Here is a 15,920-nt window from a genome sequence, read left to right on the forward strand (position 1 = left end):
ACCGCGCTAACGCAGGCGCGAGTAAAGCCTTGCTGTCCCAACCTAAAAATGTAAAGAGGGAATCCCGTGACGCAACCAATGAAACCCCTGTCAAAACTTTCTGCCATCGCCGTAGGACTGTTGGTCGCCCATGGCGCCTCCGCCCAACAGCTGGAAGAAGTGGTCGTAACCGCCACCAAGCGGGCAGAGAGCCTGCAGGATGTGCCGATCTCCATGGTCGCCATGAGCGGTGAATCGATCCAGGAAATGAACATCACCCGCGGCGAAGACTTCGCTGTCGACATGCCCGCAGTGACCATCGCCCAGAACCCCATCGGTAACTTCATCTTCATACGCGGTATCGGCACCCCCGGCGCCAACCAGGGCATGGAACAGTCGGTGTCGATCTTCCACGACGGCATCTACATGGGGCGGCACCAGCTTTCTCGCTCCCCCTTCATGGACCTTGAGCGGGTGGAAGTACTGCGCGGACCCCAGTCCATCCTGTTCGGCAAGAACACCATCGGCGGCGCCATCAGCCTGATCACCGCCAAGCCGACCCAGGAGCTGGAAGGCATGGTCAATGCGACCTATGGCTCCTACGGTGAAAAAGAGCTGAACGGCTACCTGTCCGGCCCCATCACCGACACCCTGAGCGGCCGCATCTCGGCTCGTGGTTACGAGACCGACGGCTACCTGGATAACGTCATCACCGGCGATGACGAACCATCGCGCGAGGACACCACCGTACGTGTGCAGTTAGCCTGGGACGCAACCGACAACCTCACCGTGACCGGCAAGTGGGAGAACAGCCAGTTCGATGCGAGTGGCACGACTTCCCAGCTCTCTACCTTTAACCCCTTCAATGCGGGTGCCCAGGGATTCAGCGACCTGAACCAGGCCCTGGTGGCCGCCGCCACCGGCGGTAATGGCCTGGAGAAATACGACGACGAACGCGCCGTGGTCAACGATGGCGGCGAACTGCTGGGCCAGGTTCTCCCTGTGTTTGCCGGCCTGCCGGGCTTCCCCGACCTCGAGGAAGGCAACACCAACGAGATGGATATCGGCACCCTGACCCTGGACTGGGGCATGGGTGACCACACCCTGACCGCCATCACCGGCTACGCCCAGTACGAGTACCGGGACATCTGTGACTGCGACTTCGCTGCCCTGCCCCTGACCCAGGCCGACGCCCGCGAAGACTACGACCAGTTCAGCCAGGAGATTCGCCTGACCTCCCCCGGCGGCGAAAAGCTCGACTACATCGTGGGCATGTACTACCACGAGAGCGACCTGACCTATAACGCCCGCGACAGCTTTGGCACCACCATGGCTTACCAGATGCTGGGCGTACCCAGCCCGCTGCTGGTACCCAACCTGGCCCGCGAGTACACCATGGACCAGGAACAGGACATGTGGGCGGTATTTGGCTCCACCACCTACAGCTTCACCGACACGACCCGCCTGACCGTAGGCCTGCGCTACTTTGAAGAAGAGAAGACCGCCGGCCACGTACTCGACAAATACTTCGGCGGCGGCTGGGACTTCAGCGCCCTGGCTGGCCTGCCCGCGGGCAGCATCGCGTTTGGCGATACCCCGGAAGATTACGACGCCTTTCTCAACGGTTTCGGCAGCGTCGACCTGGGCGGCATCACCGGCGGCCAGATCACCGAGCTCATCTACCAGCAGCTGCTGGGTACCTACGAGCACGACATCCAGAACCGCAAGCGCAAGGAACAGGACTGGAACTGGCAGCTCACCCTGGAGCACGACCTGACCCAGGACATCATGGTGTTTGCCACGGCGTCGACCGGTACCAAGGGCGGCGGTTTCGACGGTCGCTTCCTGCTGACCACCGATAACCCGCTGTTCGAGTACGACGAGGAAACTGCGGAAAACTACGAGCTCGGCATCAAGGCCTACCTGCTCGACAACACCATGACCTTCAACGCCACGGCCTTCTACAGCACCGTGGAAGACTACCAGGTGAACATCTTCGACGGCGCCACGGGCTTCTTTGTCCAGAACGCAGCGGAGATCGAGTCCCAGGGCGTAGAGGTGGATGTGAACTGGGCGGCGACCGAAGAGCTGACCGTGCGCTTTGCCGGCAGCTACCTCGACGCCAGCTACGCCGAGTGGCCCAATGCTCCCTGCTGGGCCAGCCCGGCTGACGACGTCCGCGGTGGCTGCGTTGATTTCGGTACGCCCGGCGCCTATCGCGATGCGGGAGGTGACACCAACGTGTTCTCCCCCGAGTGGTCCTACAACCTGAACTTCAACTACGTGCAACCGGTTGCTGAGTCCCTGGAAGCCCGCTTTGTTCTGAACATCAACTACGCCGATGATCAGTTCGTAGCCTCCGACCTCGACCCGGTCTACGCCTACCAGGAGTCCTTCACCAAGTACGATCTGCGTGTGGCTCTGGGTAACGTCGCGGGAGACTGGGAAGTAGCATTGATCGGCAAGAACCTGACCGATGAGCGCACTACCACTGGTAACGCTAACGACCAGCCACTGGTGGCCGGTAACGGCTTCAAGCTGACCGACCGCCCTCGCAGCTACATGATCCAGGCGATGTACCGCTTCTAAAACAAAAAAGGGAAGAGCTCTCGCCCTTCCCTTTTTATCTTCTCTGAACGGGCGCGATTATCGCGCCCGTTTTTGTTTGTCAGCCTTTCATCCTGATCCTGGCTTTTTATCTTGATCCTAGCTCTTCATTTTGATCATGGTATCCAGGATCCGCGTGGCCAGCTTGCCGTAAGGCGGCGCCAGCAGCTTCATCGCTGTGCGGTTGGCCTGGTAGAACACCGGACGCATCTTGGAGCACGCCACAAAGCCTTCGTAGCCATGGTAGTGACCCATACCGGAAGGGCCGACACCGCCAAAGGGCAGGTCGTGCTGGGCCACGTGGAACAGGGCATCGTTCACCGTTACGCCACCGGACATGATGCGCTCGATGTACATCTCGGCCAGGGCCTTGTTGTTGGTGAAGGGATAGAGCGCCAACGGGCGGTCGTTGCTATTGACGTACTCCAGCACTTCCTCGGGCTTGTCGTAGGTCAGCACCATCAGCAGCGGGCCGAAGGTCTCACGCTGGCGAATGGTCATCTCCGGCGTGGTATCCAGCACCAGGTGCAGCGGCATTTTGCGCAGCTCCGGGTTCGGTTCCTGCCCCTCGCTCAGGTTGATGACCGTCGCCCCCTTGTCACGGGCATCCGCCAGGGTCGCCTCGAGACGCTGGAACGAGCGGTCGTCGATGATGGAGGTGTAATCCACGTGGTTGATGTCGGGGCAGTGGCTGGCGACGTACTCGCGAGTCAGCGCGACAAACTCTTCGCGCTGGCTCTCGTGCACGAACACGTAATCGACGTTGGTACAGATCTGCCCGGCGTTGAACTGTTTGACGAACATGATGCGCTCGACCGCCTTGGCCAGCGGGTAGTCCGGGGCGATCACCGCCGGCGCCTTGCCACCCAGCTCGAGGATTACCGGGGTCAGGTTGCGGGCCGCCGAGGCCATCACCGCGCGGCCGGTCTGGCCGGAGCCGGTAAAGATCATCAGGTCGAAGGGAATCTGTGAAAACTGGATGCCGACGCCGCCAGTCTCCTCAAAGAACACCAGTTTCTCTTTCGGGAAGTAACGCGGCGACAGCTCCTGCAGCAGCCGGGTCAGGGCGATTGAGTTCTCCGACATTTTGACCATGGCGCGGTTGCCGGCAGCGAAGGCCGCCGTCAGCTGGGAGATGGTCAGGTTGATCGGGAAGTTCCAGGGAATGATCATGCCCATGACGCCCAGCGGCTGGGGAATGACCCGGTTTTTGGCGCCAAAATACATGGTCTTGTCGACATGGCGCTTCTGGGGCTTCATCCAGGACTTCAGGTGCTTGAGCGTGTCGGCAATGCCATCGACCACGGAGACGATCTCCGCGAACTTGCTCTCGTGCAGGGAGCGGTTGCCGTAGTCCTCGCTGATGGCAGCGATAATGGGATCGATATTCTCGGATACCATCCGCTTCAGGGTCAGCAGGTCTTCCTTGCGCTGGGCGTAGCTTGGAAAAGGCTCGGCCAGGTAAGCCTGCCGCTGCAGCTCGAAGGCTTCCATCAGTTCGTCGCGAATGTGGTCCGCGGAGTGGGCCTCTGCCGTGGGGCTGATGACAGCTGGTGTATTCATGGTGTTATCTCCCGCCTGAGTCAATCTGGCTGTTGTGACAGGAGCTGTAACCCGAACGGGCCGCAATACTCCCACGCTGAGTCCCGATTTTAGCTAAGCTGGTAGAAAACTCTGGCAACCAGACGACAATCCGCGTCACGCTGAAGGGCTTGGGGGATGCCGCTGGCGCTTGTAGACGGGAACGTGCCGCCCGCTACCCACGTGCGGCGGACAACAGGGGAATGCCATGAAGGTACTAAAAATAGTCCCGGCTATCTTTGGGGTGACTGGCCTGCTGATGCTGGCTGGCGCTACGGCGCTATTCCTGAACACGCGCGATTTCATTGCTACCGCCGCGGTGACCGAGGGCAAAGTCACCGAGCTGGTGCGTTCACGGTCTTCGGACTCTGACACCTATCGACCGGTCGTGGTCTTCACCACGGCCGCGGGCCGGTCGGTGGAATTCACCTCCAGCTCGGGCAGCAATCCGCCCTCCTTCCACCGGGGTGAGACCGTGACCGTACTCTACCAGCCGGATACGCCGGAGCAGGCTCGCATCGGGTCCTTTTTCTCCCTGTGGGGCTTGCCAATGATTGTTGGCGGCATGGGCCTGGTGTTCAGCCTGGTCGGTTGGGGGATCATTGCAAGCCAGGTGCTGCGCAAGCGCCGCAACCAGCACCTGCGCCAACATGGCCTGCCAGTCAGCGCGGAGATTACCTCCGTGGACCTCGACACCTCTTTCAAGCAGAACGGTCGCAGCCCCTACCGGATACACGCCCAGTGGCAGGACCCCGGATCGCGCAAGGTCTACGTATTCAGCAGTGACGCGATCTGGTACGACCCCAGCGATTACGTCGCCATCGACGAGATTACGGTGTACGTACAGCGGGGGAACCCCTCACGCTACCACATGGACACCAGCTTCCTGCCCCCCATGGGCGATACCTGAAGCAGCCTCCGAGCAGGCGGGCGAAAGGTCAGGACAGGCGGATGGGATTGTCCGCCAGCATGCGTTCCCGGGCCCGCTCGATGATGGCGCGCTTTTCCTCGGCACTGGCCATAAACCAGTCGGTAATCTCCTCGGCGGTACGGTAACAGCCCAGACAGACGTCATCGGTGTTCAGTACACACACCGAGATGCAGGGAGATTTGGGTTCCTGCTCGCTCACGGCAGCTCCGCGAGCAGGGCATTGAAATTGGCCGCGTTGTTCACATAGTGCTCGGCGTTGATCTGGAGCATGGCGATAGCGTCCTCGCCGAGGGTTTTCTTGACCCTGGCCGGTGCGCCCAGCACCAGGCTGCCATCCGGGATTTCCATGCCTTCGGTGACCAGGGCATTGGCGCCAATCAGGCAGTTTTTGCCCACTTTGGCGCCGTTCAGAACCACGGCACCGATGCCGACCAGCGAGCCTTCACCGATATCACAACCGTGCAGCATGGCATTGTGACCCACGGTCACGTTGCTCCCCACCACGCAGGGAAATCCCGGGTCCGCATGCACAACAGTCCCGTCCTGAATATTGCTGCCCGCGCCGATTTCGATACGCTCCACGTCGCCGCGCAAGACACAGGAGAACCAGACACTGGCCCGGTCCTGCAAGGTCACATCGCCAATTACAGCGGCATTGGGCGCAATGAAGTGGCCTTCACCGTTGAGTTGCGGAGCCTTGTCACCCAGGGCGTATTTCATGGCAGATCCTCCCAGTTGCGTTTCAAATCGAGGCCGGCATCGTAGACCAGGTTGGCGATGCGGGCCAGCACCGCCGCGGTGACACCCCAGACATTGTCGTCACCAATCTGGTAGTGGGGTACATAGACTTTATGTTCACCGTACGGCATGAGCTCCAGGCGGAAGCCCTCCCGGCCATCGAAGGCAGACAGCGGCGGCATGAACGCACTGTCGAATTCAGCCGGGTCCACCTGCAGGGACACGTCCGCCGGGATGACCCCAATGCAGGGCAGGACTTCGTAGCGTGTGCGGGTCACCAGGGGCGGCATCTGCGCCACGGGGCGCACCAGTCCGGCCGGCAGGGCGACTTCTTCGGTGGCTTCACGCAGGGCGGTGTCCCAGGGGCTGCGATCTTCCGCCTCCCGCTTGCCACCGGGAAAGGCCACTTCCCCCGGGTGCAGGGGCAAATGCCGTGCGCGACGCCCGAGGATCACCCGCGGTTCGGATTCATCGGTAAGCGCCACCAATACCCCGGCCTGCCGGCCGCTCCCCTGCCAGGGGGCGTCATCGGCGGGAAAGTGTTCCGCCAGCGGAGACAGCAGGGCGCAGGTCGCATTCATTCAGGCACCGAAATCCGTGACCGTTCGCAGGACGTCGAAAGCCGGTTCCTCGTAAGGGTGCGCTGCGCGCAGGGCGGCAATCACCGCGGCCAGTTTGTCGTCCTCACACACCAGTTCCACCCGGTACTCGTCCACGGTCTCCAGTTCACCCGCTTTGCCCAGGAAGGGATTGGCACCCGCCAGGGGACGAAACTGCCCCTGCCCCGCCACCTGCCAGCAGCACTGGTCGTAATCGCCAATACGGCCGCCACCGGCAGTAAAGACGGCGGCCTTGACCGCCTCCAGGTGCGATTCGGGCACGTAGAAACACAGCTTGTACATAGCCCTACACACCCTCTGCCTGTTCGGCATAGAACTGTCGGCTGAATTCATCGAGGCTCTCAGTCTCAATCGCCGCGCGAATGCCGGCCATATGCTGCTGGTAGAAGTGCAGGTTGTGGATGGTGTTCAGCTGGGAGCCGAGGATCTCATTGCACTTGTCCAGGTGGTGCAGGTAGGCGCGGCTGAAGTTTTGGCAGGTGTAGCAGCTGCAGTTCTCGTCCACCGGCAGGGTGCTGGTTTTGTGCCGCGCATTGCGCAACTTGAGTTGGCCCTTCGAAGTGAACAGGTTGCCGTTGCGGGCGTTGCGGGTGGGCATTACGCAGTCGAACATGTCCACGCCGCGCCGCACACCTTCCAGCAGGTCCGCCGGGGTGCCCACCCCCATCAGGTAGCGAGGTTTGTCCGCGGGCATGATGGACTGCATGATCTCCAGTACCGCCATCATCTCGTCCTTGGGTTCGCCAACCGAGAGCCCGCCAATCGCGTAGCCGTCAAAGCCGATCTCACTCAGCCCCGCGAGGGATTCCTCCCGCAGCTGTTTGTACATGCCCCCCTGTACGATGCCGAACAGGGCCGCCGGGCTTTCACCGTGGGCGGCCTTGCTGCGGGCGGCCCAGCGCAGGGACAGCTCCATCGAGTCTCGCGCCTCCTTCTCGGTCGCCGGATAGGGCGTGCACTCATCGAAGATCATGACGATATCCGAACCGAGGCTGCGCTGGATCGCCATGGACTTTTCCGGGTCCAGGAACACCGGCGAACCGTCGACCGGCGACTGGAACTTGACGCCCTCCTCGGTGATCTTGCGCATGTCGCCGAGACTGAACACCTGGAAGCCGCCGGAGTCGGTGAGAATGGGGCCGTCCCAGGCCATGAAGTCGTGCAGGTCGCCGTGCTGCTCGATGATGTCGGTACCCGGCCGCAGCCAGAGGTGGAAGGTGTTCCCCAGGATGATCTGGGCACCGATCTCGCGAATATCCCGGGGCAGCATGCCCTTGACCGTGCCGTAGGTACCCACGGGCATGAAGGCGGGGGTTTCCACCACGCCACGGGGAAAGTGGAGGCGGCCACGGCGGGCTGCGCCGTCACTGCCGAACTGTTCAAACTGCATGTGGCATTCGCGGCTCATGCGTCATTTCCCTGCTCTGGGTCGGGCCGTCTCCCCGCCTGGGGGCCCGCGGTGATAAACATGGCATCGCCATAACTGAAGAAACGGTAGCGCTGGGCAATCGCCTCGGCGTAGGCGGCGAGCATGGTCTCGCGTCCGACAAAGGCGCTGACCAGCATCAGCAGCGTGGACTCCGACAAATGGAAGTTGGTAACCATGGCGTCCACTGCGCGGAAGCGATATCCCGGGTAAATGAAAATATCGGTGTCGCCGCAGTAGGGCCGGGGCTCGCCGCTGGCCTGGCTGGCGGTCTCCAGCGAACGAACCGCGGTGGTGCCCACGGCAATGACCCGCCCACCCCGGCGCCGGGTCTCGGCCACGGCGGCACAGGTGGCTTCGTCAACCTCCAGGTACTCGGCGTGCATGGGGTGATCCTCGATCTCCTCCGTACGCACCGGCTGAAAAGTGCCGGCCGCCACGTGCAGGGTGACGAAGGCCCGGCGAATGCCCCGGGCATCGATGGCGGCGAGCAGGTCATCGGTGAAGTGCAGGCCCGCGGTGGGCGCCGCTACGGCGCCTTCGCGCTCGGCGTACACTGTCTGGTAGCGGCCCTGGTCTTCGGCATCGTCCGGCCGCTCGATATAGGGCGGCAACGGCATATGGCCGATCACCTGCAGTATCTCGCTGAGAGGCTGACCCTCAGGCGTTTTCAGCCCAAAAAGCGCCCCCACCCGCTCGGTGACTTCCAGGGTGAAGGGCCCCGGTTCGCCCCCCTCGGCTGTCGACAACAGGATCCGGCTGCCCGGCTTGGGCGATTTGCTACAGCGAATATGGGCCAGGGCCATGTCGATACCGGTCAGGCGTTCAACCAGAATCTCCAGCTTGCCGCCGGTCTCCTTCTGCCCCCACAGCCGTGCGGGAATCACCCGGGTGTTGTTGAACACCAGCAGGTCATCCGGCTGCAACTGGTCCAGCAATTCCGGAAACTGCCGGTGTGCCAAATCACCGCTCTGGCCGTCCAGGCACAGCAAGCGGCTGCCACTGCGCTCGGCCAGCGGGTGCTGGGCGATCAGTTCCGGAGGCAAATGGTAGGCAAAATCGCTGCGTTTCATGGTTTGACGGTTTCAGACATAAAAAAGCCGGCACTCGGCCGGCTTATGATAGCGCGAAAAGCCTTATTCAGCGGCTTCTTCACCGCCAGCTTCTTCAACTGCTTCCTCGGCGGGAGCTTCTTCCTCTACCGGCTTGGGCGCAGGCGCTGCTACGGTGATCAGGCCTTCGGCCAGCAGGATGGCCACTTTCTCTTCGCCGTTGACGGGCTTCTTGGCCGCGTCCTTGACCGCGTAGCGCTCATCGCCACGCTGGAAGATGCTGTAGTCTGCGGTTTTCTTAACCAGTTTCATCGCCATGTTGTTTCTCCTCGGGTACTCATAGCACGCTGCCTGGCGGGCAGCCACGCCGTTTTCCGCCACATGCGGGACGGCGCGCAGTGTACAGGTAATCCGGGCCAAGGTTAAGGCCCTGGGTGATTGCCATTTGGCCGGCGATTGCTATAATCGCGCGCTTCTCCCGGGGCGCTCACGCCGCCCCAACTCCTGTGCCGGAGTGGTGAAATTGGTAGACACAGGGGATTCAAAATCCCCCGCCCTTAAAAGCGTGCCGGTTCGAGTCCGGCCTCCGGTACCACATATCCGCTATACGGGCCTCCACAGGCCAACACGATTCCTCACAGAAACACACGTTTCGTGCTTGTATAGCAGCATATTTCTAATATCCGCCCTGCACAACGTCCCCGCACAGGCCACAGGTCTACACGGGGTTCTACGTCATTTCGCGAAGCATTTCGCGCAGCAAAATGCAGGAGAACCGGATAATGGATATCCACATTGCCAAAGTAAGAGACACCCTACCCCAGCGTTCCGCTCCCTACTGGCGGGTCATCAAGAAGGGCTGTGCGGTGGGCCTCCGCCGCAACCGCACCGGGGAGGATACGTGGGTGGGTCGCTACCGCCTGGACGGGGTAAAGCAGTTCGCTAAGTTCGGGCGGGTATCCGTCACCACATGGGAGCAGGCACTCAAGCAAGCCCAGAAGTGGTTCGCTGAGTGCGAGGCTGGCCAAAAAACATCCTACGTGACCGTGACCGAGGCTTGCCGCCTGTACGTCGAGAACCGACGTGTAGAGAAAGGCGACAGTACCGCCGATGATGCCGAACGGCGGTTCAAGGCCCAAGTGTATGACCACCCCATCGGCAAGAAGCAATTACGCAAGCTCAGCACCACGGACGTCGAGAAGTGGCGCAATGGTATGGCGACCAAGTCCACGAAGTGTGCCGCCAACCGCAACCTACGCTCCTTCAAAGCAGCCATGAACTACGCCCGCCGACAGGGGCTGGCATCCACCGATGATGCGTGGGGACTGGTGGGCATGTTCCCCGGTGCAGACGGCAGGCGGGAGCTGTACCTGTCCCCCGCTGAGCGCCGGGAACTGATCGACGGAGCCTACTCGTGGCTCGCGGCGTTCCTGACTGGCCTCGCCCACACTGGCGCACGACCTGGGGAACTGAGACAGGCCACAGTTGGCGACCTTGACCTGAAAGCCCGCACCCTGAAGCTGTCCACCAGAAAAGGCAACGGCGGAACTCTGCGGGTGCGCCACTTCCCATTATCTAACCCCCAAGCCTACGCCTTCTTCAAACAGCAGGCCTCCGGGAAGCTACCTAGCGCTCCGTTGTTCCCCACGGCAGCAGGAGGCTTCATAGCGGAGGCAGTGCTAAGTAGCTCTATCCGAAAGGTACGCAGGAAGTTAGCACTACCGAAGGGCGTCGTGGCCTACTGCTTCCGCCATGCAGCGATTAGTGACTGGGTCACGGCAGGCATTCCGGTGGCAGCGGTGGCCAGAATGTGCGGCACGTCCATTGAGCGCATCAACCAAAATTATTTCCATCTAATTGAGGGAAGCGTAGATGACAAGCTAGCAGAGGTGGCGTTGCTATGAGTGCTAGCAAGGAAGAACCTTACGAGTACACAGAATGCCGGGGCTACCGTGTCGGTATGTCATTGCACGAGGCAGTGCAACGCTATCTTCAAACCCGTGGCAAGGATGCGCCTAAGAACAGGGCGCACGTTATGCGTCATCTTGAAAGAGGAAGCTGGTGGGTGGGTGATTATTCCCTGTCGCTATACTTTGAAGAAGGAGAACTTGTGGCGCTCCGTTCACACAGGGATATTACAAAGCCAAAGTACGTTTGACCCTATAAAACACAGCGCGGGGGCTTACTCATTGGCCCCCGGCTTGCTACACTGGCACATAGGCCACACCATAATAATACAGAGCCCGAGGCGCAGGATTCAGTACCTGCGTACGCCTTCCAAGTAGATCAAAAAACTGTCACCAAATTTCTCACCGATTAACTTTGGAGACAGCACCATGTCCAACCCAAACTTCAAAGGCGGCGACATTTTTCCGAAGCACTACAGCTTCGCTGAAGCTGAGGAAGTGTCCGGCCTATCCCAGTCCTACCTTCGCAAGAAGAAAGACCTAGGGCAGCTCCCCGTTTACCAGTTCGGCGGTTCTGGCCAGATGGTCATCCTACACACCGACCTTGTCGGCCTCCTAAAGCTGGTGGAGATCCCCGGCGCAAAGAAGGCGGGGTGACGTATGAAAATAGAGCGAGAAGCGTACGTCCGCGTTGATGCCAGCGTGGACTACGCCCGTACAGATAGAGGCTACCCCACACACACCCCGACATTCGAAGAAGTGGGCATCATTTCACGGACGCCCCTCCTTCCTGTTGAAAACTACAAGGAGCGCTACCAGTTTCACCCACGGGTAGAAGATAACGACAACCCCACACCGATTGTACAAGGCCGATGTATAGCCGCCCCTCACAGCACCCTGCACTACGACGAGCTTAACGACAGGTATGACGCCACGTTCCACGTGCTGGCAAACAGACAGGGACTTGTAGGCGTGGAGTTCTACGCTGCGTTTCCCAGTGCTTCATGGTGGTGGGATAGAACGCCCATACGCGGAACCATGCAGCGAATGTCGGACAGTGAAGTTTTGAGGTCTGTTGTTCCGATGTGCATGTACGTCATGGGTGAGCTAATTCGCCGGCACCGTGATCGCATTGGCTTTGCCCCAAAATCTAAAGGAGACGCAGCGTGACAAATCCAGACGTTAAGTACATCGAAGAACAGGCGGCTGAGGAAGTCTACTGCTACCACTGCGGGGTCACTGGCCCTTCAACTGTGAAGCTAAAGCACTGTAAGAACGGAGTCACACACGTCGGACTTTACTGCGCCTCGTGCGACGCGTACCGACGCTGGGCCAAGCAAGAACGCCCTGTTGGGAACGCCTTTATCCCGAACCCGTAATGAAAAAGCCCTGACCAAGTTGCAGCTTGAGTCAGGGCCATGCAAGGAGTTTTACATGAGCAACTATAGCACTGCGCCAGCGCAGACGATAGAGCTTTTAACCCTCTTGGAACCCCAAAACGCTATAGATACAGTGTTTTCGTGGCGTGTCATAGAGCCGCCCTGTAACAAGGGCTTCATCCCAACCCCTGCTCGGCCCCGGAATGTTCGGGGCACGTTCGGTCAGGTAAACGCACAACTCAGCGCTGCCAATGTCACCCACCGCGCCGCTGTCTACCTAATGATACAGGCCAACGATAGCAAGGGCTTCGGCAAGGCGAACGTTGAGCGCATCCGCGCGTTGTTTGTCGATCTGGACGAGGACGGGCCTGCCAAGTTGGAGGCTGTCATGCAGGGTGTCCACGCCCCGCATCTGGTTGTCGAATCCAGCCCCGGCAAGTATCACTGCTACTGGCAGGCGTCGTTACCGGTCGAGCACTACGAAGGCCGGAGCAAGCAGCTTATTGATAAGTACGGCGGCGACCCTAGCTGCTTCGACCTGGCTCGTATACTGCGCGTCCCCGGGTTCTACCACCACAAAGCAGAGCCGTTCCTGTCTAGTGTTATCCACCGGGCAGCCGAGCCGGTCCCGCTTACGCAGGACAACCTCACCGCGTGGTTAGGTAGCGCTCCGCCCCCGGTGCCCATCTGTAAGCCCTCTGGCCCGCCGGAAAAGCGCCATCCCAACAATCTGGTGCCGTGGTTTCAGGTGGCCGGGATGTATCTAGGTGAGGTGTCTACTGGACGGCACAACGTCATATGTCCGTGGGTCCACCGCCACACGGACGGTGACCAGTCAGGTACAGTGTACTTCGAGCCTACCGAAGCCAACTGGTTTAGCGGCGGGTTCAAATGCCAGCACGCTCACTGCCAAGACAAGCGCATCAAAAATGCCAGATCTGCTGTCCACAGGCTGGCAGCGTGGAAGTCGGGCATTCGCTTTGAGGTCTTGTATGACCGTTTCGAGCGGGGGCTGTTATGACTGACGAAATTGAGCAAGCTGAGCAAGACATACTTGAAATGGCAGCCGCTGGATTACCGATGCGTCTGCAAGACAGCCCACAAGTTATCGCCGCCGCACGCCACGCCATCATACGCCCACTGAACGTGGGCGTTATGTTCTCAGGGCGCTGTGTTTTCAAGCACCTCGCGGATATGGGCGGAGTTTACAGGCGCTGGAACAGCGTGGTGACTGTTGATGAAAAGAACTTGAGGTTCTCTGCTATCAGCAAGCACCGCTTCTGCTCCGTGGTTGAGAAGCCGGGGCTACCTGTCCACGCGGTGACGCTTCGTACTGGTAGAAATGGAAGAGAGGAGCTCAGGTTTAAGGAAAGTCACCTGCTGGTGTCCGAAGCGGAGCTGCTACTTGCCAATGACGAAGGCATAGAGCAACTCAGTAACGTGGAGATCATAAGCCAGTTCCCGTTCTTACACCGACGCGGTACGGAGCTTGTAGAACTACAGCCGGGGTACAACCCCGATGCTGAGGTGTTCGTGTGCTCCGACCAACCGTTAGCGGCAGTCCAGTGGGAACGGGCTGTCGCTGACCTTAAGAACTTGTACCGAGACTTCAAGTTTACGACACCCTCTGACTTTTCACGCGCTATCGCCATGCTCCTTACCCCGGCCCTCCGCCGGGGTAGGCTGCTCGACGGCCCGTTCCCTCTCGGCTGCGTCCTTGCTGACCAAAGTCAGGCAGGTAAGGGCGAACTGGTGAACGTGACTGTGTTGGTGTGGACTGGTAAACCTCCACCTAAGAGCACCAACAAGGACGACGACAACGGTGTTGGAAGTTTCGAGGAACGCTTAGGTGACGCCATATTCCGCGCCGCCGAGTTCTACGTTATCGACAACGTGCGGGGTCACATTGCCAGCCAGTCCTTGGAATCGGCCATCACCGAGGGCGAGCTGCAAGTCCGCATGGCGTTCAAGCCACTCCGCACCGTTGACATCAGTATGTTGTCTGGCTTTATGACAAGCAACGGCATGTCCGCTACTCCGGACCTTGTTAACCGGATGTGCATGTCTACGCTGGAAAAGCAGCCTTCTGACTACACGTTCCACGCATGGCCTGAGGGCAGTCTGCGTAACCACGTCACCCAAAACCAGCATCACTACCTGTCCTGTGTCTACAGCGTTATTAGAGAGTGGTGGGCGCGTGGCGCTCCACGCTTGCCAGTCAGCACCTATGACCATGACATGACGCGGTGGGGCGGTGCGATTGAGTACATGGTTCAAGAACTGTTTGGCCTGCACTCCGCGCTAAAGGGTCATGGCAAAACCAAGGAGACAGTGCGGGATGCCAGTCAAAGCTGGCTGCGCCAAGTGTTCAACGCTCTTAAGCAGGAGGGCCAACTGTGCAGGGTCGTAAGGGCGTCTGAAATCCTGGAAGTGTGCGAGGCCTACTCGCTTGATGTAACAACCAAGCAGGACGCGGACGACGTGGCAAAAGTTCGAACCATCGGACGTAAGATCGGACCAGCGTTTAAGAAGAACGACGTAACGCAGGTCCGCACATCTTCCCTTACCTGTGATGAGGTTAACGTGGAAAACTTCTGGGTGTACAGACACGCGGTTGGTGACACTAAGTTCTACGTGTTCAGCGCCGACCAGCTTGAACCGGGGATGATAGTGGCTTACTTCCATGAAGGTGGCGTGGTCACACCGATAGACAGGAAGTATTGAGGGCTATAACCGGGCTATAACGCTATAACCGCTATAGCCCCAATGGGCTACAAAACCTCCCGATAGACCATACACGTTATTTGCCATAGCGGTTATAGCGTTATAGCGGTTGGGGTGCGAATTGGTACTGAAAATATAGGGGCAAGAACTAAGGACTCCTTCTAAAACCACTATTTTTATAGTCTTTTTCCGGTCGAGTCATTTCATCTACAAAACCACTGTTGCAAAATACTGTAATAAACCGGACTCCGGAGCGCTAAGCGCAGGGTAAAACGAGTATGGCAGGAGTAGCAGGTCTTTCAGGATTAAAACCGGGACAGAAGCACTCTGGTTCCTTCAAGCCCGGATACGACCCCCGCCGCAACTCCGCGCCACGTTACAAAGACAACAAAACCCTATGCGAACTGGCCCGGGAAAAGACCCAGGTCGCCTTTCAAACAATCATAGCCGTGCTAGAGGACCCTAACGCCTCGCGTAAGGAGAAGTTAATAGCAGCCGATAAGGTACTCGACCGCGGATGGGGAAAGGCGCTACAGGGCGTTCTGGTGGCCCAAGAGTCCTCCAACCCCGGCACCATGTCCACGGCAGAACTGGCAGCCGCCGCAGAACGCCTCCTTGCCGCCCCACCGGACGAGGAAGCCATTGACGCGGAGTTTAGCGAAGTACGCTGCGACGTAGACGTTGCCAACGTGGAGGAAATGCTTTTAGAAACAGCAGATTACGGGGACTCCGATGTACCTGTCTAGGGCACCTTCATCCTCATCGTCCTCGGTGCGTGGCACTGGGCACGGAGGTCGGCGGGCTGGGAACTCCACGCCTTGCGCTCCGGACGTCAAACTCACCCCCGTGATCAATTTTAAACGACGAGGAGTTGCCCTTGCCCCGTCGCCACACAAATATCAGGTAAATCCGGAGTACGTAGAAGTGGCGCGTAGCACTCAATACATGCCAACCGGAATACTCAATAAAGTACAAT

At 59.6% G+C, this 15,920-nt stretch carries 15 protein-coding genes and 1 tRNA gene; 8 read left to right on the forward strand and 8 right to left on the reverse strand.

The window, feature by feature from the left end; all coding sequences use genetic code 11:
- Nucleotides 1-78: 78 nt before the first annotated feature.
- The gene (locus FV139_RS00485; RefSeq protein WP_148067013.1) at nucleotides 79-2,568 is read left to right on the forward strand and encodes a TonB-dependent receptor; all 2,490 of its coding nucleotides are present in this window, start codon (nucleotides 79-81) and stop codon (nucleotides 2,566-2,568) included.
- Between the two features lie 117 nt (nucleotides 2,569-2,685).
- Here FV139_RS00485 and FV139_RS00490 read toward each other — a convergent pair whose 3' ends face one another.
- Nucleotides 2,686-4,149, reverse strand: a complete 1,464-nt coding sequence (locus FV139_RS00490; RefSeq protein ID WP_148066291.1) for a coniferyl aldehyde dehydrogenase — start codon at nucleotides 4,147-4,149, stop codon at nucleotides 2,686-2,688.
- 226 nt (nucleotides 4,150-4,375) lie between these two features.
- Here FV139_RS00490 and FV139_RS00495 point away from each other — a divergent pair, with 226 nt between their 5' ends.
- Nucleotides 4,376-5,077, forward strand: coding sequence for a DUF3592 domain-containing protein (locus FV139_RS00495; RefSeq protein ID WP_148066292.1), 702 nt, complete (start codon nucleotides 4,376-4,378; stop codon nucleotides 5,075-5,077).
- Nucleotides 5,078-5,105: 28 nt separating this feature from the next.
- Here the strand turns inward: FV139_RS00495 and FV139_RS00500 are convergent, their stop codons facing one another.
- From FV139_RS00500 to FV139_RS00530, 7 genes are all read right to left on the reverse strand, one after another.
- A complete protein-coding gene (locus FV139_RS00500; protein ID WP_148066293.1) occupies nucleotides 5,106-5,297 on the reverse strand; it encodes a DUF1289 domain-containing protein in 192 nt (63 codons plus the stop codon).
- Nucleotides 5,294-5,818, reverse strand: coding sequence for a gamma carbonic anhydrase family protein (locus tag FV139_RS00505; RefSeq protein WP_148066294.1), 525 nt, complete (start codon nucleotides 5,816-5,818; stop codon nucleotides 5,294-5,296). Before FV139_RS00505 ends, FV139_RS00500 begins: the two co-directional genes overlap by 4 nt.
- Nucleotides 5,815-6,417 carry an NUDIX hydrolase gene (locus FV139_RS00510; RefSeq protein ID WP_148066295.1) on the reverse strand — a complete coding sequence of 201 codons (603 nt, stop codon included), beginning with the start codon at nucleotides 6,415-6,417 and terminating at the stop codon, nucleotides 5,815-5,817. The genes FV139_RS00505 and FV139_RS00510 overlap by 4 nt, the downstream gene beginning before the upstream one ends.
- Entirely contained in the window at nucleotides 6,418-6,738 is a 321-nt protein-coding gene (locus FV139_RS00515) for an NGG1p interacting factor NIF3 (RefSeq protein ID WP_148066296.1), read from the reverse strand. It abuts the gene before it with no gap.
- A 4-nt stretch (nucleotides 6,739-6,742) separates the two neighbouring features.
- Nucleotides 6,743-7,846: a tRNA guanosine(34) transglycosylase Tgt gene (gene tgt / locus FV139_RS00520; protein ID WP_187276395.1), complete on the reverse strand. Its 1,104-nt coding sequence runs from the start codon at nucleotides 7,844-7,846 to the stop codon at nucleotides 6,743-6,745.
- Between the two features lie 14 nt (nucleotides 7,847-7,860).
- The gene (gene queA, locus FV139_RS00525) at nucleotides 7,861-8,955 is read right to left on the reverse strand and encodes a tRNA preQ1(34) S-adenosylmethionine ribosyltransferase-isomerase QueA (RefSeq protein ID WP_148066298.1); all 1,095 of its coding nucleotides are present in this window, start codon (nucleotides 8,953-8,955) and stop codon (nucleotides 7,861-7,863) included.
- A gap of 63 nt (nucleotides 8,956-9,018) precedes the next feature.
- Nucleotides 9,019-9,252, reverse strand: a complete 234-nt coding sequence (locus FV139_RS00530; RefSeq protein ID WP_187276330.1) for a hypothetical protein — start codon at nucleotides 9,250-9,252, stop codon at nucleotides 9,019-9,021.
- Nucleotides 9,253-9,442: 190 nt separating this feature from the next.
- Between FV139_RS00530 and FV139_RS00535 the strand changes: the two genes are divergently transcribed.
- From FV139_RS00535 to FV139_RS00560, 6 genes are all read left to right on the forward strand, one after another.
- A tRNA-Leu gene (locus tag FV139_RS00535) sits at nucleotides 9,443-9,529 on the forward strand.
- A gap of 187 nt (nucleotides 9,530-9,716) precedes the next feature.
- Nucleotides 9,717-10,838 (forward strand): tyrosine-type recombinase/integrase, encoded by a 1,122-nt coding sequence (locus FV139_RS00540; protein ID WP_187276331.1) that lies wholly within the window; start codon nucleotides 9,717-9,719, stop codon nucleotides 10,836-10,838.
- Between the two features lie 432 nt (nucleotides 10,839-11,270).
- A complete protein-coding gene (locus FV139_RS00545) occupies nucleotides 11,271-11,498 on the forward strand; it encodes a hypothetical protein (RefSeq protein ID WP_148066300.1) in 228 nt (75 codons plus the stop codon).
- 777 nt (nucleotides 11,499-12,275) lie between these two features.
- Nucleotides 12,276-13,241, forward strand: a complete 966-nt coding sequence (locus FV139_RS00550; protein WP_148066301.1) for a DNA-primase RepB domain-containing protein — start codon at nucleotides 12,276-12,278, stop codon at nucleotides 13,239-13,241.
- A complete protein-coding gene (locus FV139_RS00555; RefSeq protein WP_148066302.1) occupies nucleotides 13,238-14,944 on the forward strand; it encodes a hypothetical protein in 1,707 nt (568 codons plus the stop codon). The genes FV139_RS00550 and FV139_RS00555 overlap by 4 nt, the downstream gene beginning before the upstream one ends.
- A gap of 278 nt (nucleotides 14,945-15,222) precedes the next feature.
- Nucleotides 15,223-15,690, forward strand: a complete 468-nt coding sequence (locus FV139_RS00560) for a hypothetical protein (protein WP_148066303.1) — start codon at nucleotides 15,223-15,225, stop codon at nucleotides 15,688-15,690.
- Nucleotides 15,691-15,920 lie beyond the last annotated feature (230 nt).

This window comes from Parahaliea maris, assembly GCF_008064665.1.
Classification (GTDB): domain Bacteria; phylum Pseudomonadota; class Gammaproteobacteria; order Pseudomonadales; family Halieaceae; genus Parahaliea; species Parahaliea maris.